The sequence below is a fragment of the Simplicispira hankyongi genome (genome assembly GCF_003570885.1).
Classification (GTDB): domain Bacteria; phylum Pseudomonadota; class Gammaproteobacteria; order Burkholderiales; family Burkholderiaceae_C; genus Simplicispira; species Simplicispira hankyongi.
Window position 1 is genome coordinate 340,174 of record NZ_QXJC01000003.1, and the last position, 21,188, is coordinate 361,361.

Genomic DNA, 21,188 nt, shown 5'->3' on the forward strand with positions numbered 1-21,188 from the left:
TTGACCCAGCCCTAAAGCGCGGTCAAAAACTCATGAATTGATAGCTGCTAGCGCTTTGTGCACAAGCGCTAGAGCCAAATTTCACTATAAATTTTGGCGCGCAAACCCTACGAAGAGGCCGATGCAGATTCCTCGGCATCTTCGGGCGCCTTGGTATGGCGAATGAAGACTTGGGCCGCCCAGATACCCATTTCATAGAGCAGCACCATGGGGATGGCCAGCGCCAATTGCGACACCACATCGGGCGGGGTGACGACGGCGGCAACAATGAAGGCCACCACGATGAAGTAGCCCCGATAGCGTTTGAGCTGCGCCACACTGACGATGCCCAGGCGTGCCAGCACGATAACCACGATAGGCACCTCGAACGCCAGGCCAAAGGCAATGAACATGGTGAGCACAAAGCTCAGATAGGCCTCAATGTCAGGCGCGGCCGTGATGCTCTTGGGCGCAAAGCCCTGGATGAAGGCAAACACCTTGCCAAAGACAAAGAAGTAGCAGAACGCCACGCCCACCAGGAACAGCACGGTACTGGAGATGACCAGCGGCAGCACCAGGCGCTTCTCGTGCTGGTACAGACCGGGCGCGATGAACCCCCAGACCTGCCACAGCACCACCGGCAGGGCAATCATGAACGCCGACATCAGCAAGATTTTGAGCGGCACCATGAACGGCGAGATCACCGAAGTGGCAATCAAGGTCGCTCCCTTGGGCAGGTGCGCCACCAGCGGCGCGGCCATCAGGTCGTAGAGCGCGCCAGGGCCAGGGAAAAAAAACAGCACCGCCGCCACGACGCCTACGGCCACGATCGACTTGACCAGGCGGTCGCGCAGCTCCATCAGGTGCTGCACAAAGGGCTGCTCGGTGCCGGCGAGTTCGTCGTCTGGAGAAGGATTCTGGGACATGGGACAGAAAGTGGCGGGCAACTCATGCCCGAAGCCGCGCAGCTGGCGGCGCAGCGTTCAATGAAATTTCTGGGGACGGTAGCGTGCTACCCGGGCCGCGCCCGACTGCGCCTTGGTGCGCACACCGGCACGCGATTTGTACCACTGCGGCATGGCCCCCCGCTTGAGGCGCCAGTTCTTGCCGGGGTTGCGGTAAGCAGGAACAACAGCACTCTCGGCACCCGCCAGATACGCGGCGTGCGCGTCATCGGTGGCCTGTGTCAGGTTCCGCTGAAATTCTTCGGCGCTGGTGTGAATGCTTTGCTCGACGTCGCGGGCCGCGCCCTCCACCGTGTCCTTCATCTTGCGCAGCTCATCGAGCTCCATGGAGCGGTTGACCTCGGACTTCACGTCGGCCACGTAGCGCTGGGCCTTGCCCAGCAGCGTCCCCACGGTACGCGCCACGCGCGGCAGTTTCTCGGGACCAACGACGATCAGCGCGACCACGCCGATCAGCGCCATTTTGGACAGGCCGATATCAATCATGCGCGTGCGCGGCGGTACGGATGATCAGCTTTTCTGCTTGGCCTGCACGTCGATGGTCGACGTATCAGGCGCGGCAGCGGCGTTGGTCACTTGCGAGGGCGGCGGCACGGGCGCAGCATCGTCGGCTGAGCCATCCCTCATGCCGTCCTTGAAGCCCTTGACGGCGCCGCCCAGGTCAGAGCCGATGTTCTTGAGCTTTTTCGTGCCAAAAACCATGACCACGATCAGCAGCACGATCAGCCAGTGCCAGATAGATAAAGAGCCCATGAAAATCTCCTAAGGAATGCAGACCATTTTAGTCCGTGCCGACAAGGTGGCTTGCAGTCAGCTTGCAACGCCCCCCAAGACGATGGTGATTGGGTGCGCTGTCAGCCCTTGAGCCAGGGGCGTGGCCCGCCCATGACGTGCATGTGCAGGTGGTCCACCTCTTGGCCCCCTTCGCGCCCGGTGTTCACCTGGATGCGAAAACCGCCTTCCGGATACGGCCGGCAACCCTGTTCCAGGGCCAGGCGGGGTGCCAAGGCCATCATGCGCCCCAGCAGGCCGGCGTGTCCGGGTTCCACCTGCGCCATGGAAGGGATGTGCAGGCGCGGCACCACCAGGAAGTGCACGGGTGCATGCGGGTGGATGTCGTGAAAAGCGACAAACTCCTCGTCTTCATAGACCTTGCGCGAGGGGATTTCGCCGGCGGCAATTTTGCAGAATAAGCAGTTCGGGTCGTGCATGGCAACGCTTGGGTTATTGGGCATTTTGCGTCAGATCAAGGGTGGCCCGCACGCCCAGATCTTTGCGGTGCGCGGCCAGCCAGGCGCTCCCTGCGGCGCGGCCGCGCTCAAACAACAGGCGCACAAAGGACAGGTCGGCGCGCGCCTTGCTGGCCGCGCCAAACTCCGAAAGCGCGGCGCCTCCGTCGATGCGGTGCATGCGGATGTCCTTGTAATGCGTAGGGTCAAGCTTGCCTTCACGGAGCAAGCGCCGGACAAATTCGATAGCGCGCAGTTCGGCCAGCAGGCAGGCGTTGAAGTTGATCTCGTTCATGCGGTCCATGATCTCGGGCACGGTGTCGGGCACCGCGTCGTGCTCGATCGGGTTGATCTGGACCAGCAAGATATCGGTGCACTCTACTTCGTAGGTCAGTGGGTACAGCGCCGGGTTGCCGGAATAACCCCCATCCCAATACGCTTGCCCGTCGATCTCCACCGGCTGGAACACCATCGGCAGGCAAGCCGACGCCATGACCGTTGCGGCGCTCAGACCCGCACCCGAGAAAATTTCCCCCCGGCCCGTGCGCACATTGGTGGCGCAGACAAAGACACGCGGCACGCCCGCAGGGGTTGCGGCGAGGCGCTCAAAGTCGATTTCCCGCTCCAGCAGGCTGCGCAGCGGGTTGATGTCCAGCGGATTGGACTGCACTGGCGCCAGCCAGGGCGTTATCAAGGCCATGGCCGGCAGCACCGCGGGGCCACCCCCCCAGCCTGGGCCGCCCAGCGCGCCAACACCCTCCCACAGGCGGGCCAGCGTTTTGCGCGCGAGCCTTGCCCCTTCGACACGCGCCTCAACCGGGTCGCGGGTCTGCGCGGCAGCCTGGGCGAAGCCATGCGCCACCGCCACGGCATTCATGGCGCCGGCGCTGGTGCCGCTAATCCCGTCGATATCGATACGCCCATCTTCCAGCAGGGCATCGAGTACGCCCCAGGTCAAAGCGCCGTGCGAGCCGCCGCCTTGCAGTGCCAGGCTCAGTGCGTGCCGGGCCGCGTGCGGCTCAGACATTAACAGCCCGGTTCTGGTTCATGGCCACCATGCCGCGCACGATGCGGTAGAGGAACCAGATGGAAATCAGGCACCACGCCAGCCAGCCAGGCAAAAAGAACAGTAGCCACAGCGGCGCGGTGACGATGTACAGAACACCCGCCCACAGCACCGTGCGGATGCGCCAGGAAAAATGGCTCGCCTGCCAGGTGCCCTCAGCGTCCGAGCGCTTGACCAGATCGATGATGAGGGCAATCACCAGCAGCAGCGCGCCGGGCTGGGCACCGGGAATCACCGCGCCCAACGCGACGACCAGGTGCAGCGCATAGCTCACCCAGCCCCAGGCCTTGAGGCCTTCCGCGCGTTCGCCGTCGTTCGGGATATCGATGATGTCGTTCATGGCTAACCCTCTTCGCTAGCGCGGCGTTGCGCCTTGCGCAAGGCCTTTTCCTCGATGCCGCTGGTGCCGGCGCGGCGCTCGAGTTCAGCAATCACATCGTGCGGCGACGCGCCGTAGTGCGCCAGCGCCACCATGGAGTGGAACCACAGGTCTGCGACTTCACCGACGAACTTGCTGCGCTCGCCACCGTGGTCCAGGTCTTTCGCGGCCATGACCACCTCGGTGGCCTCTTCGCCGATTTTTTTCAGGAAGGCGTCGGGGCCTTTGTGCAGGAGCCGGGCCACGTAGCTGGTCTCGGGGTCGCCGCCGTGCTCGCGCTTGCGGCTTTCGATGGTGGCGGCAAGCCGGGCGAGTGCACCTTCGTCACTTGCCGGCAAATTTTTGTCATTCATGGGCGTCATTTGTAGATGGAGGCCGGGTCTTTCAAGACCGGCTCGGTCGCTTGCCACTGGCCGTCCTTGAGCACGTTGAAGAAACAGCTGTGGCGACCCGTGTGGCAGGCAATGCCGGGTTCGTGGCCGAGCTGGGTGACGCTGAGCAGGACCACGTCCTGATCGCAGTCGATACGAATCTCGTGCACTTCCTGCACATGGCCGGATTCTTCGCCCTTGAACCACAGCTTGCCGCGCGATCGGCTGAAATACACCGCGCGGCCCAGCTCGGCCGTCTTGGCCAGCGCCTCGCGGTTCATCCAGGCGAACATCAGCACATCGCCTGTGCCACGCTCTTGGGCAATCACCGGCACCAGGCCTTGCGCGTCCCACTTCACTTGATCAAGCCAGTTCATTTGGAGACCCTCAACGCAGGTTCAGCACAGCAGACTGCATGGCACGCACGGTCCCCGCACCGAGCGCCGCACCAAAACGCTTGGCAAGCCGCTCGGCCACGTTTCCATGCTGGGTGTAGTCGATGACGTCCTCGGCCTTGACGACGTCGCGGGCCACCGAATCAAGGCTGCCGAAATGGTCGGCCAGGCCCATCTCGATGGCCTGCTGACCGGTCCAGAAGAGGCCGCTGAAGGTTTCCGGGGTTTCCTTGAGCCGGTCGCCCCGGCCCGCCTTGACGGCAGCAATGAACTGCTGGTGGATCTGGTTGAGCATCGCCTGGGCAAAGGCGCGCTGTTTCTCGGTCTGCGGGCTGAACGGGTCGAGAAACCCCTTGTTCTCGCCCGCGGTCAGCAGCCGCCGCTCGACGCCCAGCTTATCCATGGTGCCGGTGAAGCCAAAGCCATCCATCAGCACGCCAATGCTGCCGACGATGCTGGCCTTGTCGACGTAAATATCATCGGCCGCCGCGGCAATGTAATAGGCCGCCGAGGCGCAGGTCTCTTCCACCACGGCATAGACCGGCTTGTTGTACTTGGCCTTGAGCCGCACGATCTCGTCGTTGATCATGCCCGCCTGCACCGGGCTGCCGCCGGGGGAGTTGACCAGCAGCACCACGGCCTGCGAGCCTTCGTCTTCGAACGCGCTGCGCATCGCCGCCATCACGTTTTCGGCACTGGCGTCGGCGTCGGAGGCGATTTCACCCTTGATTTCCACCATCGCCGTGTGCGGGCTGCTCTTGCTGGGGGTCGCCAGTTCGCTCGAAAACAGCGCCCAGGCAATGCCGCCGATCAGCAGCAGCCACATGAGGCGCAGAAAAATGCGCCAGCGGCGCGCGGCGCGCTGCTCGCGCACCGTAGCGAGCACCAGCTCTTCGAGCACACCGCGCTCCCAGCCGCTGCTCGCAGCGCCTTGTTTGACTTCTGAATTCATAGCTTCCTTTGCCCAGATATCGGGCGCTGGCGGGGTTTTTTGTGTCGAACCTACGTTCGGATCTTTGGCGTCTGTCATGTCACCGCCTGGAGGGCTGGAGTTGGGGAGAAGTATGCCAGCGCACCCGTCCACCCTCCTCGGAAACGGCTATTTTGATCAGTCCCTGCCGGCACGGACCGGCGACGCAGAGGCCGGTTTGCGGCGCATAGGTGGCGCCGTGCGTGGCACACATCAGCCATTGGCCGCTGCTGTCAAAGAATTGCCCGTCCACGTAGTCCATCTCCATAGGCACATGGCCGCAGCGGTTCAGGTAGGCATGCGCCTGGCCTTGGAAACGAATGGCGAACGCCCGGCACGGCTGCCCCTGGTACACCACGTCGAACGGCACGGCTGCGCCGCTGTCGGCCAAGGCGCCGCTCGCACACAGGTCGAGCACGACGGCTTCGCTCATCCGTTCTGCTCCAGCCAGGCCGCCAGTTCGGCGACCGAAGGCGCGATGTAGCGCGGGGCGAATGCGGCAAAGGCGCTGCTGTCATGGGCGCCATAGCCCACCCCGACACTGGCGCAGCCGGCGCTTTGCGCCATTTGCAGGTCGTGCGTGGTGTCGCCAATCATCAAGGTGCGCTCGGCGGGCACGCCAAACTCGGCCATAAGCTCCTGCAGCATCAGCGGATGCGGCTTGCCAGCGGTCTCGTCTGCCGTGCGCGAACCGTCGAACACGCCGCGAAGCTGCACGCTGTGCAAGGCTTCGTCCAGCCCGCGCCGGCTCTTGCCGGTTGCCACGGCCAGCAGGTGGCCGCGCGCGCGCAGGCGCTCGAGCAACGGCAGCACGCCCTCGAACAGCACCAGGTCATCCTGGTGGCGCGCGTAGTGGGTGCGGTAGCGCAGGCCCAGCTCGGGGTATTTTTCGGGCGGCACATCGGGTGCAGCGTGGGCCAGCGCCTGCGTGAGCGCCATGCCGATCACGTAGCTGGCGTCCAGATCGGTGGGTCGCTTGCCGCCCACGTCGCACACTGCCTCCTGGATGCAGCGCACGATGATGGCGGTGGAGTCGAACAGGGTGCCGTCCCAGTCGAAGGCAATGAGGTCGAAGCGGCGCGCGGGCAGGAAATCGGTCATGAGAGGGGAAAAAAACAGGCCAAGTCAGGCGGCAATGGTGCCAGCAGTTCGATGCGCTCGCTGCTTGCGGGATGGGTGAACTGCAAGCGCCAGGCGTGCAGGTACATGCGTTTGAGGCCGTGGCGCTGCAGGCGGCGGTTGAGCTCGAAGTCGCCGTATTTTTCATCCCCGGCAATGGGGCAGCCCTGGCTGGCGAGGTGCACCCGAATCTGGTGCGTGCGGCCGGTCTTGATGGTCACTTCGAGGAGGGAAAACTCCGGCAGGCCTGCTTCTGGCCGCGCCGGCAGGCGTTGGCGCAGCTTGACCAGGGTGATCGAACGCATGCCGTCCGGGTCATCCGCCGTGGTGGTGCGCACGCGGCGCTCGCCGTCCTGCTGCAGGTATTTGTGCAGCGGCGTGTCGATGACCTTTTTATTGGCTTGCCAGGCACCGACCCCCAGCGCCAGGTAGGTCTTGCCGGTCTCGCGTTCGCGAAACTGTGCTTGCAGATGGGTCAGTGCGCTGCGTTTCTTGGCGATCAGCAAGATGCCCGAGGTTTCGCGGTCCAGCCGGTGCACCAGTTCCAGAAAGCGTGCCTGGGGCCGCGCCTGGCGCAGTTGCTCAATCACGCCAAAGCTCACGCCGCTGCCGCCATGCACGGCCACGCCGGCCGGCTTGTCGATGGCCAGCACGGCGTCGTCGTCGAGCAAGACGGGAAATTCGCGCGCTGGCGCCGGGTGGGCGGCCTTTTCCTCGATACGGTCCGACACCCGCACCGGCGGCACGCGCACCAGGTCGCCCTCGGCCAGGCGCGTGTCGGCACTGGCGCGCCCCTTGTTGACGCGCACTTCGCCGCTGCGAATGATGCGGTAGACATGCGTCTTGGGAACGCCCTTGAGCTCGCGCAGCAGGAAGTTGTCCAGCCGCTGGCCCGCCGAATTGGCGTCTATGGCCTGGAGACGGACGACCTGCGGTGCCGGGTGCGCGGCCGGCGACGCCGGGTGTGGGGGGGGTTTGGCCCCTATAATGTGTTTCACCTGCGCACTATTTTGTAAGTGGTTGATTTGTCTGAATTTTAGTCGACACAACCATTTCCCTTGCGCAGGCAGGTCGATGCCAGCGTGCGTCGCACTAGCGGGCGGCAGGCCAGTTGCCTGCCGCGGCAGGTGCACCGCACGGCGGGCGGACACATTGAAACACCGATACGGAATACTGAGTTTGCAGGCTTCCCCCACGAGGCGGGGCCTGCCAACGGATCGAAGCGAAAACATGCTGGCACTGGTACTGCGATGGATCTCCCTCTGGCAATGGCGTCTGCCTTTGTCATGGGCGTCAAATCGCGCTCAAGTGCTTGTCAAACCTGCGCAGGCAGCTACTCTTTTAGTAGTGATCATGCCCTCCCCCAGGCTCGCCCCCTTCCACGCGCCCCCGCCTCTGCCGCTCTGCTAAACACAGCGTTATTGGCGACTTCGGCAATTCCCTTCGTTTCAAGACGTCCGTCCAGGCACCGTTGGCTCTGCGCAGCGCTTTAGCGCGCGCGAGCCGTTGTTTGGATTTTTTGGGCCACCCGCCGCGCGCAGCCATCTCTGCGCACCGCCGGCCCCGCCACTTGAGAGAAGGACACGCATCATGAAGCGGATGCTGATCAACGCCACGCAGCCCGAAGAGCGCCGCCTGGCCATCGTCGACGGACAAAAGCTCCTCGACTACGAAATCGAGATCGAAGGGCGCGAACAGCGCAAGGGCAACATCTACAAGGCCGTCGTCACCCGCGTCGAGCCCAGTCTGGAAGCCTGCTTCGTCGACTACGGCGAAGACCGCCACGGTTTTCTGCCGTTCAAGGAAATCTCCCGGCAGTACTTTGCCCCCGGTGTCCCGCCCAGCCAGGCACGCATCAACGAGGTCATCAAGGAGGGCCAGGAACTGCTGATCCAGGTCGAGAAGGAAGAGCGCGGCAACAAGGGCGCAGCCCTGACCACGTTCATCTCACTGGCCGGCCGCTACGTGGTGCTGATGCCCAACAACCCCCGCGGCGGCGGTGTTTCGCGCCGCATCGAGGGCGAGGACCGCGCCGAGCTCAAAGAGAACATGGACCAGTTGGAATACCCCAACGGCATGTCCATCATCGCGCGCACCGCCGGCATTGGCCGCAGCGCCCCCGAGCTGCAGTGGGACCTGAATTACCTGCTCAAACTCTGGAGCGCCATCGACGGCGCCGCCCAGGGCGGCAAGGGCGCTTTCCTGATCTACCAGGAATCGAGCTTGGTGATCCGCGCCATCCGCGACTATTTCAACAACGACATCGGTGACATCCTCATCGATACCGACGACATCTACGACCAGGCCCAGCAGTTCATGGCGCACGTCATGCCCGAGCATGCCGCCCGCGTGAAGCGCTACCGCGACGACGCCGCCCTGTTCAGCCGCTTCCAGATCGAGCACCAGATCGAGTCGGCCTACGCCCGCACCGTGCAACTGCCGTCCGGCGGCGCCATCGTGATCGACCACACCGAAGCGCTGGTCAGCGTGGACGTCAACTCGGCCCGCGCCATCAAGGGCGGCGACATCGAGGAAACCGCCACCCGCACCAACCTGGAAGCCGCCGACGAAGTGGCGCGCCAGATGCGCCTGCGCGACCTGGGCGGCCTCATCGTCATCGACTTCATCGACATGGAGGAGAGCAAGAACCGCCGTGAGGTCGAGAACCGCCTGCGCGACGCGCTGCGCCAGGACCGCGCCCGCGTGCAGTTCGGCACCATCAGCAAGTTCGGTCTGATGGAAATGAGCCGCCAGCGCCTCAAGCCCGCGCTCAGCGAAGGTTCGTCCATCCCCTGCCCACGCTGCGGCGGCTCCGGCCACATCCGCGACACCGAATCGTCGGCGCTGCAGATCCTGCGCATCATTCAAGAAGAATCGATGAAGGACAACACCGCCGCAGTGCACTGCCAGGTGCCCGTGGAAGTGGCTTCGTTCCTGCTGAACGAAAAGCGCACCGAGATCGCCAAGATTGAGCTCAAGCAGCGCGTAGCCGTGCTGATGGTGCCCAACAAGACGCTGGAAACCCCCAACTACAAGCTCGAGCGCCTCAAGCACGACGACCCCCGCCTGGACCACATCGAAGCCAGCTACAAGCTAGTCGAAGAGGTGGAAGACCCAACGGCCGTGACACGCCGGTCGCAAGAGCCCACCAACAAGCAGACCCCGGTGATCAAGGGCGTGCTGCCCGACGCGCCCGCGCCCCAGGCCGCCCCGCGCGCCGAAGGCGAAGTGCGCGCACCACGCGGCACCACGCGCCCTGGCGCCACCCAGGCCAACGCGCCTGCTGCGGCACCCGCCACCCCGGTCGCACCGCCATCGGTACAGCGCACTCCTGAACCCGGCTTCATGAGCTGGCTCAAGAACCTTTTTGGCATGGGCGAGCCGGCACCGGTGGCGGCGCCCGCCGCGCAGCCGGCACCGGCAGCCGAGAAACCCGTACGCGAACCGCGCCAGGGCGGCCGCAACGGCGAAGGCCGTGGTGGTGAAGGCCGCAGCCGGCGCGGCGGTGGCCGCGGCGATGCTGCGCGCGAAGCGGGTCGCGAAGGCCAGGGCGAAGGCCGGGGCCGGGGCCGCGCAGAGCGCAGCAATGGCGAAGCCCGCCCTGCGCGCGATGCGGAACGCGGCGAAGGCCGCAGCGACAGCCGTGAAGGCCGCGAAGGCCGCGAAGGCCGGGGCCGTGGGCGCGGCGAGGGCCGCGCCAATGGCGCTGCTGCTGCCGCGCAGCAGAGCGAAGCCGCCATGCAAAGCACGGCCGCGAATGCTGACGTTTCGCTGCCGCCGCAAGACGCAGAAGTTCAAAACGACCGGCCCGTGCGCACCAGCGAACCACGCCGTGAACGCGGCGAGGGCAACGGCAATGCCCGGCGCGAACGCGCCCCGCGTGGCGAGGGCCGCGAGCGTGCACCGCGCAACAACGAGGCGCAGGCAGCGCACGGCGGCGATTTTGTCGACACGGCGCCGCTCGATTCTCTGCCCGACCTCGACCTCTCAAACGTCCAGGAAACCAACGGCTCCAGCGCTGGCGAGCCGCAAGAGCGGCGCGAGCGCCGCTCGCGCGACCGCTATGGCCGCGACCGCCAGCGCGGCACGCGCCAGGACGCAGCACCGGCAGCCGACAGCGAACCCAGCCTGCTGAGCAACGAAGGCGAAGCCCCATCGAACGCCGAAGAAGCGCCCGTACGCCGCAGCTACTTTGCCGCATCCCCAGCGCCTGCGGCAGTGGCGGTGCCAGAGCCAGAAGCGACGGCACAAGCGGAGCGACCACAAGCGGTAACGCCGGCGGCTCCCGCCGTGCGTGATCTGCCTGCGACAGCCCCGGCCGATCAGCCTGCGCCTGTCGCTGCCCCCAAGCCGGCTCCCCGCCGTGCAGAGGCTCCGCGCGCCGAGCCGCAGGCCGAGGTGGCCCCTGTGGCCCCGGCGCCCGCAGCAGCCGGCATGCCCCTTGTGGGCCGCTATGAGCTGCCGGTGGACGCCATGCAACAGGTGGCCAGCAGCTCCGGCCTGCAGTGGGTGAACTCCGACGCCTCCAAGGTGGCTGCGGTTCAGGCCGCGATTGCGGCGGAACCGGCTCCCGTGCGCGTGCCGCGTGCCCGTCCACCTGTGCCAACGCCAGACGAAGGCCCGCTGGTCCTCGTCGAAACGCACCGCGACCTGCGCGACATGCCACTGCCGTTCGATCAGCCACGCTGATCCCTGGGGGCTTGCCCCCACACGGCAACGCCGCTCTCGCATCCCGCGAGGCGGCGTTTTTTATTTCCGGCGAAGATCGGCCAATGCTGATCGTTCTCTCCCCCGCCAAGTCGCTCGATTTCGACACCCCGCTACCGGCTGATTTGCCGCATACGCTTCCCGCTTTCCCCGCGCAAACGCGCGCGCTGGTCGAGCAGATGCGCAGCTTTGCGCCGCAGGACCTGGCATCGCTGATGCACATCAGCGATGCACTGGCGGCTCTCAATGTGGGGCGCTTTGCAGCTTTTCGCGCACGCGCCAGCGCGGCCTGCGCACGCCAGGCGCTGCTGGCCTTCAACGGGGATGTGTACGACGGATTGGACGCGCGCAGCCTCGGCGCCGCCGACCTCGATTGGGCGCAGGAGCACCTGGCCATCCTGAGCGGCCTCTACGGCGTACTGCGCCCGCTCGACTGGATGCAGCCCTACCGGCTGGAGATGGGCACACGCCTTGCCACCGGCGAGGGCACGGGCTTGTACGCGTACTGGGGCGAGCGCATTGCGCGCCACCTGGACCGCCAGTTGCAGCGCCAAGCCGGCGAGCCGTTGCTGCTCAACCTCGCCTCGCAAGAGTATTTCAAAGCCGTAGATCGCAAGGCCCTGCGCGCCCGCGTTGCCGAGTGCGTGTTTGAAGACTGGCACGGCGGCGCCTACAAGGTGATTGGTTTTCACGCCAAGCGCGCACGCGGCCGCATGGCGCGCTTTGCCATCCAGACCAGGGCCGAAACACTTGAAGCGCTACAGGCTTTTGGTGCCGATGGCTACGCTTACACAGCGAAGGCATCGGCCCCCGACCGGCTGGTATTCCGCCGCCGCGCAAACTGACGCCGCGCCCGATGGGGTACAACCAGGGCATGGACAACCACCCCATTTCCGCCGCGACGCCGGTATCGGACGAACTGCGCCACTGGGCCATGGAGCAGCGCAGCCGCAACGTCGACCCCGAGGCCATGCTCCAGGCACTGCTGGCCGTGGGCTGGCAGACCGAGCAGGCACAAGCCGCGCTGGGCGCCGTGCTGGACACGCCACCCAACAGCCCTGCCGGCGCACGCCCCCTGCCCGGGCCGGATCTCTCTGCAGCGCGGCCGGCCCTGCCGGCAGCCGACCGGCAGGTGCAGGTCGTGGTCGCCATGGAATACCCGCCGCTGGCGGTCTTCTCGCAGTTGCTGAGTGCGGACGAATGCACCGCCCTCATCGCGGCCGCCCGGCCACGCCTGGCGCGCTCGCTCACCGTTGAGACCCACACCGGCGGCGAGCAAGTCAACGCCGACCGCACCAGTGAAGGCATGTTCTTCGAGCGGGGTGAGAGCGACCTGGTGCGCCAGATCGAAGGGCGCATTGCCGCGCTGCTGCGCTGGCCGGTGGACCACGGCGAAGGTCTGCAGGTGCTGCGCTACGGGCCAGGCGCCGAATACAAACCGCACTACGACTACTTCGACCCCCGCGAGGCGGGCACCGCCGCCATGCTGCGCCGCGGCGGCCAGCGCCTGGCAACGCTGGTGATGTACCTCAATACGCCCGAAGCCGGCGGCGCCACGGCGTTCCCGGCACTCGGACTCACCGTCACGCCCCAGCGCGGCAATGCAGTGTTCTTTCGCTACGACCGCCCACACCCCAATACACGCAGCCTGCACGGCGGCGCACCGGTGCTGGCGGGCGAGAAGTGGATTGCCACCAAGTGGCTGCGCGAGCGAACATTTGAATGAAAATGGCCTCTAACGCATATCCCATAAGCGCTACGAGCTATTATTTTTGTAGTATTTCTCCATGAACACCCCTGAACAATCCCCGCTGGGCAAAACGAGCGCAAGGCCCGAACACTACGACCCTGCGCTGCTGTTTCCCATTGCCCGCGCTGCCAAGCGTGCCGAGATCGGTGTCGGCGCCCAGCCGCAGTTTTTTGGTGCCGACCTATGGACCGCGTACGAGCTCTCGTGGCTCAACCCGCGTGGCAAGCCGCAGGTGGCGCTGGCGCACCTCACCGTGCCGTGCGAGTCGCCCAACCTCATCGAGAGCAAGTCGCTCAAGCTCTATCTGGGCAGCTACGCCAACACGCCGTTCGCCAGCCCGCAGGACGTGGCGGCGCGCATGCGCACGGACCTGTCCGAAGCTGCGTGGCGGGGGTCCGCGCTCGGCGGCAGCGTGGGCGTGCGCCTGCTCCTGCCCGAGGCCTTCGACCGCGAGCCCATACACGAACTGGACGGCCTGAACCTGGACCGCCTGGACCTCGAATGCAGCCGCTACACCCCGGCGCCGGACCTGCTGCACGCCGCATTCGACGAAGCGCCGGTCAGCGAGGTGCTTACCAGCAACCTGCTCAAGAGCAACTGCCTGGTCACCGGCCAGCCCGATTGGGGGAGCGTGCGCATTGCCTACAGCGGCCCGCAAATCGACCAGGAGGGGTTGCTGCAGTACATCGTGAGTTTTCGCAACCACAACGAATTCCACGAGCAATGCATCGAGCGCATCTTCATGGACCTCTGGGCGCGCTGCCAGCCCATCAAGCTGGAGGTCTATGGGCGCTACACACGCCGTGGCGGCCTGGACATCAACCCCTGGCGCACCAGCCACCCCATGGCAATACCGCCCAACGTGCGCACGGCGCGGCAGTAGCCGAACTGCCGGCTACAACTTGAACACGTCCAGCGTGCGGCCGAGCACGCCTGCGTTGTCGCTCATGGTGCGGGCCGAAGCGGCGGACTCCTCCACCAGCGCGGCGTTTTGCTGCGTGACGCGGTCCAGGTCGGTCACGGCCTCATTCACCTGCGAAATGCCCTGAGCCTGCTCAAGCGTGGCAACGCTGATCTGGCCCATCAAGGTGTTGACGTGTGCCACCGACTGCACCACCTGGGCAATGGTTTTCCCGGCCGACTGCATCTGCCCGGCGCCGCGCTCAATGTGGGCACCGGACTCGCCAATCAGCCCGCGGATTTCGCCCGCCGCCGTGGCACTGCGCTGGGCAAGCGCCCGCACTTCGCTGGCCACCACCGCAAAACCCCGCCCCTGCTCCCCCGCGCGTGCGGCTTCAACCGCGGCGTTCAGCGCCAGGATGTTGGTCTGGAACGCAATGCCCTCAATGGTGGCGATGATCTGCCCCATCTTGCCCGACGACTGCGCGATGGCCTGCACTACCGCGCCGACCTGGGCCACCGCTTCACCGCCGCTGCGCGCCAGTTCGGCGCTGTGCTCACTTTCTTTTTGCACCTGCTGCGTGGTTTCTGCCGATTGGCGCACCGTGCTGGAGAGTTCCTCCATCGCCGCCGCCGTTTCCTCCAGGCTGCTGGCCTGCGATTCGGTGCGCTCGGACAAATCTTGTGCGCTCTGCGCAATCTCGGAAGAAATGCTGCCAAAGCCGCCAATTTCCTGGCGGGCATCGCCGACCACCGCGCGCAGGTTGAGGTGAATGCGCTGCACCCGCTCCAGCAGCAGTTCAACCGGGCTGTTGCCGGCCGGCTCTTTTTGCGGGTGGGCCAGGTCACAACCGGCAATCTCGGTCATCAGGCGCGCGGTAGTGATCAGGGGCGCCGTGATGCTTCGCTGGCACCACCACAGCGTGAGGGCCGTCAGGGCCACCAGCACGGTGGCCTGGACCATGAACACATTCCCTTCCCTCCAACCAAGCACCCCTGGGACCAGAGCCACCGCCAGAAGCGGCAGCAGAAGCCCGAAGAGGCGATGCGTTAGGTTAAAGCGCTGGAGCTTGCCCAGCGCATTGCGCCAGCCTGGACGCCGCACGCGCCCGGCATGCAGGTAGAAGCTGGGGGCACCACGCCCACGCTCTTCGTGGATCTGCTGGTACAAAGCCTCGGCCGCACGCACTTCCTCGCGCGTGGGTTTGACGCGCACCGACATGTAGCCGCGCGGTTTGCCATCCACCATCATGGGGGTGACGTTGGCGCGCACCCAGTAGAAATCGCCGTTCTTGCGGCGGTTCTTCACCATGCCCGTCCAGTTGCGGCCCCGGCCTATGGTGGCCCACAGGTCCTTGTAGGCTTCAGGCGGCATGTCGGGGTGGCGGATCAGGTTGTGCGGCTGACCCATGAGTTCGTCCATGGAATAGCCGCTGACCCGGGCAAAGGCGGCGTTGCAATGCGTCATCACCCCCTTGTTGTCGGTGGTCGACATCAGCAGCTCGTGGTCGGGGTAGTCGAATTCGTTGTGGGTAACAGGAAGATTGGTGCGCATGAAGACCTCGGAGATGTAACCGAGTATAAAAATTCACTGCAGTTTTGCAGTCACCCCTCACGCCAACGGGCCTGTGTTGGAGCGCAGAAGTAGCGTGCCAACAACATCCAGAGGGCGATCAAAAGAGCCCTGGCTGGCTGGCGGGTGCCGGCAGGTCGCTGGAGCTCGGCGGGGTTTGCCGCGGACCATTGTCCAGCCGGCTCAGCCCACCCACGCGCACGCCCAGCAGCCGCAGGCGCTGGGTGAGCGGCGCGCGCTTGAGGCACAGCCCAGCCGCGTGGCGGATGGCAGCCGCATCCTGCGTCGGCACGGCCAGCGTGTGGTCGCGCGTGACCGTCGAGAAGTCGGCATAGCGCAGCTTGATGCCTATCCCCCGCCCGACATAGCCCTTGCGCTGCAGGTCGGCCGCCACCTGCTCGCACAGCGACGTGAAGATGGCCCCCAGCTCCCGGCGGTCGCGCACTGCGTGCAGGTCACGCTCGAAAGTGGTCTCACGGCTCATGCTCACAGGCTCGCTGTGCGTCTGTACCGGGCGGCTGTCGCGTCCCCAGGCCGATTCGTGCAGCCAGGCACCGGTAGCGCGGCCGAAATGCTCGACCAGCCAGTCTTTCTGGCAGGCCGCCAGCTCACCGATGGTGGTAATGCCGTGGCGCGCCAGCTTTTCCCCGGCCTTGGGGCCAATGCCGTTGATCTTGCGGCAGGCGAGCGGCCAGATGCGCTGCTGCAATTCGTGCTCGTACAGCACCGCGACGCCGTTGGGCTTGTCGAATTCGCTGGCCATCTTGGCCAGCAGCTTGTTGGGTGCGACGCCGAGCGAACAGGTCAGGCCCGTGGCCTGAAAAATCGACTTCTGGATCAGCCGCGCCAGCACGCGCCCGCCTTCGCGCTGGCCGCCGGGGACGTCGGTGAAGTCGATGTACACCTCGTCCACGCCGCGGTCCTCCATGACCGGCGCGATCTCGGCAATCGTCCTTTTGAACAAGCGCGAGAAACGGCGCACCTCGTCAAAATCCACCGGCAGCACGATGGCCTGCGGGCATAGCCGGGCGGCTTTCATCATGCCCATGGCCGAGCCCACGCCAAACTGCCGCGCAGCGTAGGTGGCCGTGGTGATGACGCCCCGGCCGACGTAGTCCTTGAGCAGCGGAAAGTCGGCTACGGGAATAAAACAGCGCTCGCGCCCGCCGCTGCCGTCCGGGCCTTGCAGCAGCAGCTCGTCCACCGCCCGCCGCGCGCCGCCAATCACCACCGGCAGCCCCTTGAGTTGCGGGTAGCGCAGCAGTTCGACAGAGGCGAAGAACGCATCCATGTCGAGGTGGGCAATGCGGCGCAGCTTGCCGCCGGTTGCCGGCATGGCAGGCGAGGCGTCTGGGCCAGGATTTGTCTCGGAAACGGTCACGGCCGGTATTGTGCGCGGCGGCGCAGCGCTTGAGCGGCTCGCAAAGAAGCCGGGGCTCTGCCGTTGACAGCATGGAGAGCCTCTGCCGCTCCACCACGGCGGCGAGGGCAGCGTACGCTTGCTTGCGCACCTGGATTTGCACATTTTCGGCAACAGCGCTTGCACTGCTTATGCAAGAAGCTATTAAAAAAAGAGCAACTCGGAACGCTCAGTGCCGCGTGATGATGTCCCGGTGCATGGGCGCGAGCAGCGCCAGCAGACGATTTTGTTGGCGGAAGGCGATGCCCTGGGCGTCCATGGCGCGCTGCAGTTGCTCGACCAGGGCGTTGAAGTCGCCTTTGTTGATCTCCATGTCGGCGTGCACCTCGCGCATGGTGCCACCGTGGTAGGTGCAGGGGCCGCCGCTCAGCACGCAGAACTGCTCGGCCAGGCTTTCCTTGAGCGCGGCGGGCTTGGTGTCCTTGAACTGGGGGCCGATGCGCGGGTCACGCACCAGGCGCTCGACAAAATCATCGACCAGGCGGTCAATTCCGGCTTGCTCGCCCAGCGCCGCATACAGGCCGGAGGGTGCGGCAGCAGGCGCAGCGGCGGGTGGCACAGTGGTCTGTGCGTGGGCCAGCGTGAGGGTGGCGCCTGACACCATCAGGGTGCAGCACAGGGCAAAAGCTTTCATGGGGTTCCCCGCATCAGAAGGCCACCTGGGCCGAAAGGTAGGCGCCGCGTTGGCGCCGGTCGCCCGTGATGCCGGGGACGATGCGCCCCAGGTCCGCCCAGGCCAGCGTGAGCGAGAGGTGCTTGCTCGGCGCCCAGGCCACGAAGAGATCTTTCCATGCGTCTTCGCGCAGCGCCGCACCCAGGCCTGCCGCGCGGCCGGTAGCTTGCAAGTTGTCAGGCTTGAAGCGCCATTCCGCGCCAACGGCAAGGTCGTGGCGGAGCAGCCAGGCCACCGAAAACTCGGGCTGCAGGCTGCGCCCGCCCCGGCCCGGCGCGGCGGCCCCAAAGCCGAGCAAGCCGTTCTGGTTGGCGCGGGTGGAGCGCAGCGTGGCGTTCAGCAACAGGCCTTTGTCCAGCACCAGCTTGGTGGCGCTGACGTAGAAATCGGTGGACTGTTCGCTGGCACCCAGAAAGTCGAACACCGATTGCAGCGATCCCGGGTGCACGCGCTTGTGCTCCAGGCCGATGGACATCTGTGGCATCCAGGTGTCGGCGTCCAGGATGGCATCGCCGGCGACGCGCACTTTGGCGCCGAGGATATCCATGCGGATGTGCTGGCCCGGCTGCACGCCGAACGGTGCAATGCCGTTGAGTGCCACCGCCGCGCTGGCGTCGAAATCCTGTCGGGCCACCGACAACTCGACACGCTCGTTCCACGCCAGGGCGGCGCCGTAGCTGGTGAGCACGTAGTCGTGCGTGGCGGCACGGGTGGTGAAGGCACTGGCCCCCCATTCGCCCTCCGTGGCATTGCTGCCGATGACGGCCCATGGCGTGATGCCGCCACCCGCCGTGCCGGTGATGCTGCTGACGCCACCGGTGAGCAGCAGTTTGCCGGTTTCGGCCTGTGCCGGCGGGCCCATCACGGCCATTGTGGCCAGCGCGGCGAGCAACTTCGGCGTGCTGTTTTTCATTCGAAGGCCCTGGTTCGTTACGAAAATCTCAAACGGTCTTCTGTATCCATTCGCCCGTGAACAGCACCGGCCCGGTCGGGCCGCCTTCGGACGGCACGCCTCCCTTGGGCTCCAGACTGATGGCGAGCATGGGAACGCCCTGCACCTGGCCCGCCGCCGCCGGCAAGGCCTGGGTGGCCGCGGCTGCCAGCACACCGAGCGAACGCGGCTTGCCGCCCGCGGGCAACGCCCAGAGCTGCAGGGAGCGGTCGGGCGGCACGGCAAAGCCCCCCACCCGCTGAAGGTGCAACTGCTGCGCCTGGGCATCGAAAGTGACCAGCAATTCGGCATGCGCCTTGTCGTCCCGCAACACCGCCACATGCGTGGTCTGCCCACGCGCCGCCAGCTCGGTCTGCAAGCTGGCAATCTGCTGGTGGGCCGATTCGCGCACGCTTCCCGTGACCTGTACCGCCACAACGACCGCAACCAGCGTGGCAAACGCCCCGCCGGCGGCAGCGCCCTGCCACAGCGCCAGTCGGCGCCACCAGCGCGGTGCGCTCGCTTGCGCGGCGCGGGGCTGGTCGGCCTGGTTCACTTGGTGGCGCAGGGCCGCGCGTTCGGCCTGCACCAGGTTGTCAATGCGCATCCAGACGGCCGCAGGCGGCGGCTCGGGCGCCTGCAGCTCGGTCAGGCCCGCCCAGTGCGTTTGCCACAACAACGCTGCGGCGCGCACCGCAGGGTGTTCGCGCGCCTGGGCCTCAAAGCGGCGGCGCGCACCGCCGCGCAGCGTGCCCAGCGCGTAGCTGGCAGCGAGTGCCTGCAGCAGGTCGGGGTGTTGGTGGAGGTTCATGGCGGGCTCAGGCGTAGCGGGCCATGCAGCCGCGCAACTGCTCCAGCCCGCGCCGGATCCAGGTTTTCACCGTGCCCAGCGGCAAGGCGAGCTGCAGCGCCAGCTCGCTGTGGCTCAGGTCGCGCAGGTAGGCCAGGCTGACCACCTCGCGCTGGCGCGCTTCCAAGCGCTGCAGGCAGGTGTGCAGGGCCGTCGCCTGCTCGCTGGCATCGGCCGCGTCCATGGGGTCGGGGGCGTCGCTCTCCAGCGCGTGGCCCAGGCTGTCGTCCAGCTCCTGGGTGCGGTCGGCACGCGCACTGGCGTGTTTGCGCAAGGCGTCGAGCGCACGGCTGCGCACGATGACCCCGAGCCAGGCCAGCGGCGGGCTGAGCGAGAGCCGGTAATCGCCCGCGGCGCGCCAGACGGTGAGAAAGCTCTCCTGGAGCACATCTTCGGCCGCGTCGCGCCGGCGCAGGACGCGCATCGCCAAACCAAAGAGGCGGGGCGAGGTGAGGTCGTAGAGCGCACGCAACGCGGTTTCGTCGCGCTGCGCAATGCGGTCGATGAGCGTGACCAGTTCGGCATCGAAGGATGGTGGCGGCATGCATGGATTGTGGTGGAGGAAGGCAATTCTTGCTTTCCGTATACGCACCGCGCCGCCGACTGGATTCACCAGGCTGCCACCGGTCGCCAGAAGCCACCAGGGACGCTGGCTCTGCCGCTCAGATCACGGCTTGGGGTAGGTGCCCGGCAGCAGGATGCCCTCATCCACCGTGTCAATGTCGGTGCGGCCGCAGAAGGCCATGGTCAGGTCGAGCTCGCGGCGGATGATTTCCAGCGCGCGGGTAACGCCCAACTCACCGTAGGCACCCAGGCCGTAGAGGAAGGCCCGGCCGATCATGGTGCCGCGTGCGCCGAGCGCGCGCGCCTTGAGCACGTCCTGGCCGCTGCGGATACCGCCGTCCATCCACACTTCGATGTCCTTGCCCACCGCCTGCGCTATTGAAGGCAGTGCGGCAATCGACGAGGGCGCGCCGTCGAGCTGGCGCCCGCCGTGGTTGCTGACGATGAGCGCATCGGCGCCGCTGTCGGCGGCCAGGCGGGCGTCTTCCGCGTCCATGATGCCCTTGATGATCAGCTTGCCGCCCCAGCGCTTCTTGATCCACTCGACGTCGCCCCAGTTGAGTTCCGGATCGAACTGCTCGGCCGTCCAGGAGGCCAGCGACGACATGTCGCCCACGCCCTTGGCGTGGCCGACGATGTTGCCAAAGCTGCGCCGCTTGGTTCCCAGCATCCCCAAGCACCAGCGTGGCTTGGTGGCCAGGTTGATCATGTTGGCCAGCGTGGGCTTGGGTGGCGACGACAGGCCATTCTTGATGTCCTTGTGCCGCTGGCCGAGGATCTGCAAATCCAGCGTGAGCTGCAGCGCGCTGCAGCCGGCGGCCTTGGCGCGGTCGATCAGGCGCTCGATGTAGTCGCGGTCGCGCATCACATAGAGCTGGAACCAGAAGCCCGGGCCGGCGTGCTCGGCCACGTCCTCGATCGAGCAGATGCTCATGGTCGAGAGCGTGAAGGGCACGCCAAACGCCTTGGCGGCGCGCGCTGCCAGGATTTCACCGTCGGCATGCTGCATGCCGGTCAGGCCGGTGGGGGCCAGCGCCACCGGCATGGCAACGTCCTGGCCGATCATGGTGCTGCGGGTGGTGCGGCCCGTCATGTTCACGGCCACGCGCTGGCGCAGCTTAATCGTCTGGAACTCGTCGATGTTGGCGCGGTAGGTGCTTTCGGTCCAGGAGCCCGAGTCGCAGTAGTCGTAGAACATGCGCGGCACGCGGCGTTTGTAGACGCGGCGCAGGTCTTCGATGCAGGTCATGGTGGAAAGGTCGCTCACGCTGGTCTCCTGGCAGGTTTCTAAGTGCTGGCAATCGTAGGGGCACGGCGCGGCGCGCACCATCAAAATTATTTGTGCGG

At 66.1% G+C, this 21,188-nt stretch carries 23 protein-coding genes; 4 read left to right on the forward strand and 19 right to left on the reverse strand.

Going from position 1 to position 21,188, the window contains the following annotated elements; translation table 11 throughout:
- Positions 1-107: 107 nt before the first annotated feature.
- The 12 genes from tatC to D3F03_RS08340 all read right to left on the reverse strand — a co-directional run bounded on the left by tatC (position 108) and on the right by D3F03_RS08340 (position 7,471).
- Positions 108-905 carry a twin-arginine translocase subunit TatC gene (tatC, locus tag D3F03_RS08285; RefSeq protein ID WP_119108906.1) on the reverse strand — a complete coding sequence of 266 codons (798 nt, stop codon included), beginning with the start codon at positions 903-905 and terminating at the stop codon, positions 108-110.
- Between the two features lie 57 nt (positions 906-962).
- Positions 963-1,430, reverse strand: a complete 468-nt coding sequence (gene tatB / locus D3F03_RS08290; RefSeq protein WP_119108907.1) for a Sec-independent protein translocase protein TatB — start codon at positions 1,428-1,430, stop codon at positions 963-965.
- A gap of 24 nt (positions 1,431-1,454) precedes the next feature.
- Positions 1,455-1,697, reverse strand: coding sequence for a Sec-independent protein translocase subunit TatA (gene tatA, locus D3F03_RS08295; RefSeq protein WP_119108908.1), 243 nt, complete (start codon positions 1,695-1,697; stop codon positions 1,455-1,457).
- 101 nt (positions 1,698-1,798) lie between these two features.
- Positions 1,799-2,155, reverse strand: coding sequence for a histidine triad nucleotide-binding protein (locus D3F03_RS08300; protein WP_119108909.1), 357 nt, complete (start codon positions 2,153-2,155; stop codon positions 1,799-1,801).
- Positions 2,156-2,168: 13 nt separating this feature from the next.
- The gene (locus tag D3F03_RS08305) at positions 2,169-3,200 is read right to left on the reverse strand and encodes a patatin-like phospholipase family protein (RefSeq protein ID WP_119108910.1); all 1,032 of its coding nucleotides are present in this window, start codon (positions 3,198-3,200) and stop codon (positions 2,169-2,171) included.
- A complete protein-coding gene (locus D3F03_RS08310; RefSeq protein WP_119108911.1) occupies positions 3,193-3,579 on the reverse strand; it encodes a DUF4870 family protein in 387 nt (128 codons plus the stop codon). The genes D3F03_RS08305 and D3F03_RS08310 overlap by 8 nt, the downstream gene beginning before the upstream one ends.
- 2 nt (positions 3,580-3,581) lie before the next feature.
- Complete coding sequence (locus D3F03_RS08315; protein WP_119109462.1) at positions 3,582-3,971, reverse strand: phosphoribosyl-ATP diphosphatase; 390 nt, start codon at positions 3,969-3,971, stop codon at positions 3,582-3,584.
- Positions 3,972-3,976: 5 nt separating this feature from the next.
- Complete coding sequence (gene hisI, locus D3F03_RS08320; RefSeq protein ID WP_119108912.1) at positions 3,977-4,366, reverse strand: phosphoribosyl-AMP cyclohydrolase; 390 nt, start codon at positions 4,364-4,366, stop codon at positions 3,977-3,979.
- 10 nt (positions 4,367-4,376) lie between these two features.
- Positions 4,377-5,414, reverse strand: a complete 1,038-nt coding sequence (locus tag D3F03_RS08325) for a S49 family peptidase (RefSeq protein WP_119108913.1) — start codon at positions 5,412-5,414, stop codon at positions 4,377-4,379.
- Between the two features lies 1 nt (position 5,415).
- Positions 5,416-5,787 carry a Rieske (2Fe-2S) protein gene (locus D3F03_RS08330; RefSeq protein WP_119108914.1) on the reverse strand — a complete coding sequence of 124 codons (372 nt, stop codon included), beginning with the start codon at positions 5,785-5,787 and terminating at the stop codon, positions 5,416-5,418.
- Positions 5,784-6,455, reverse strand: a complete 672-nt coding sequence (locus tag D3F03_RS08335) for an HAD family hydrolase (RefSeq protein ID WP_119108915.1) — start codon at positions 6,453-6,455, stop codon at positions 5,784-5,786. Before D3F03_RS08335 ends, D3F03_RS08330 begins: the two co-directional genes overlap by 4 nt.
- Entirely contained in the window at positions 6,452-7,471 is a 1,020-nt protein-coding gene (locus D3F03_RS08340) for an RluA family pseudouridine synthase (RefSeq protein ID WP_119108916.1), read from the reverse strand. Before D3F03_RS08340 ends, D3F03_RS08335 begins: the two co-directional genes overlap by 4 nt.
- 592 nt (positions 7,472-8,063) lie before the next feature.
- Here D3F03_RS08340 and D3F03_RS08345 point away from each other — a divergent pair.
- From D3F03_RS08345 to queF, 4 genes are all read left to right on the forward strand, one after another.
- Positions 8,064-11,162, forward strand: coding sequence for an Rne/Rng family ribonuclease (locus D3F03_RS08345; RefSeq protein WP_119108917.1), 3,099 nt, complete (start codon positions 8,064-8,066; stop codon positions 11,160-11,162).
- A gap of 83 nt (positions 11,163-11,245) precedes the next feature.
- Positions 11,246-12,025 carry a peroxide stress protein YaaA gene (yaaA, locus tag D3F03_RS08350; RefSeq protein ID WP_119108918.1) on the forward strand — a complete coding sequence of 260 codons (780 nt, stop codon included), beginning with the start codon at positions 11,246-11,248 and terminating at the stop codon, positions 12,023-12,025.
- An 11-nt stretch (positions 12,026-12,036) separates the two neighbouring features.
- Complete coding sequence (locus tag D3F03_RS08355; protein ID WP_119108919.1) at positions 12,037-12,906, forward strand: 2OG-Fe(II) oxygenase; 870 nt, start codon at positions 12,037-12,039, stop codon at positions 12,904-12,906.
- Between the two features lie 61 nt (positions 12,907-12,967).
- A complete protein-coding gene (gene queF / locus D3F03_RS08360; protein WP_119108920.1) occupies positions 12,968-13,813 on the forward strand; it encodes an NADPH-dependent 7-cyano-7-deazaguanine reductase QueF in 846 nt (281 codons plus the stop codon).
- Between the two features lie 12 nt (positions 13,814-13,825).
- Here the strand turns inward: queF and D3F03_RS08365 are convergent, their stop codons facing one another.
- The 7 genes from D3F03_RS08365 to D3F03_RS08395 all read right to left on the reverse strand — a co-directional run bounded on the left by D3F03_RS08365 (position 13,826) and on the right by D3F03_RS08395 (position 21,108).
- Positions 13,826-15,385: a methyl-accepting chemotaxis protein gene (locus D3F03_RS08365; RefSeq protein ID WP_119108921.1), complete on the reverse strand. Its 1,560-nt coding sequence runs from the start codon at positions 15,383-15,385 to the stop codon at positions 13,826-13,828.
- 118 nt (positions 15,386-15,503) lie between these two features.
- Positions 15,504-16,739, reverse strand: coding sequence for a DNA polymerase Y family protein (locus D3F03_RS08370; RefSeq protein WP_119108922.1), 1,236 nt, complete (start codon positions 16,737-16,739; stop codon positions 15,504-15,506).
- A gap of 253 nt (positions 16,740-16,992) precedes the next feature.
- The gene (locus tag D3F03_RS08375) at positions 16,993-17,457 is read right to left on the reverse strand and encodes a group I truncated hemoglobin (protein WP_119108923.1); all 465 of its coding nucleotides are present in this window, start codon (positions 17,455-17,457) and stop codon (positions 16,993-16,995) included.
- 13 nt (positions 17,458-17,470) lie between these two features.
- Positions 17,471-18,367: a DUF3034 family protein gene (locus D3F03_RS08380; RefSeq protein ID WP_245960582.1), complete on the reverse strand. Its 897-nt coding sequence runs from the start codon at positions 18,365-18,367 to the stop codon at positions 17,471-17,473.
- 70 nt (positions 18,368-18,437) lie between these two features.
- On the reverse strand, positions 18,438-19,238 hold the full coding sequence (locus D3F03_RS08385) for an anti-sigma factor (RefSeq protein ID WP_119108925.1): 801 nt from the start codon (positions 19,236-19,238) through the stop codon (positions 18,438-18,440).
- A gap of 7 nt (positions 19,239-19,245) precedes the next feature.
- Positions 19,246-19,821, reverse strand: a complete 576-nt coding sequence (locus D3F03_RS08390; protein WP_119108926.1) for an RNA polymerase sigma factor — start codon at positions 19,819-19,821, stop codon at positions 19,246-19,248.
- A gap of 123 nt (positions 19,822-19,944) precedes the next feature.
- A complete protein-coding gene (locus D3F03_RS08395; RefSeq protein ID WP_119109463.1) occupies positions 19,945-21,108 on the reverse strand; it encodes an alpha-hydroxy acid oxidase in 1,164 nt (387 codons plus the stop codon).
- Between the last annotated feature and the right edge of the window lie 80 nt (positions 21,109-21,188).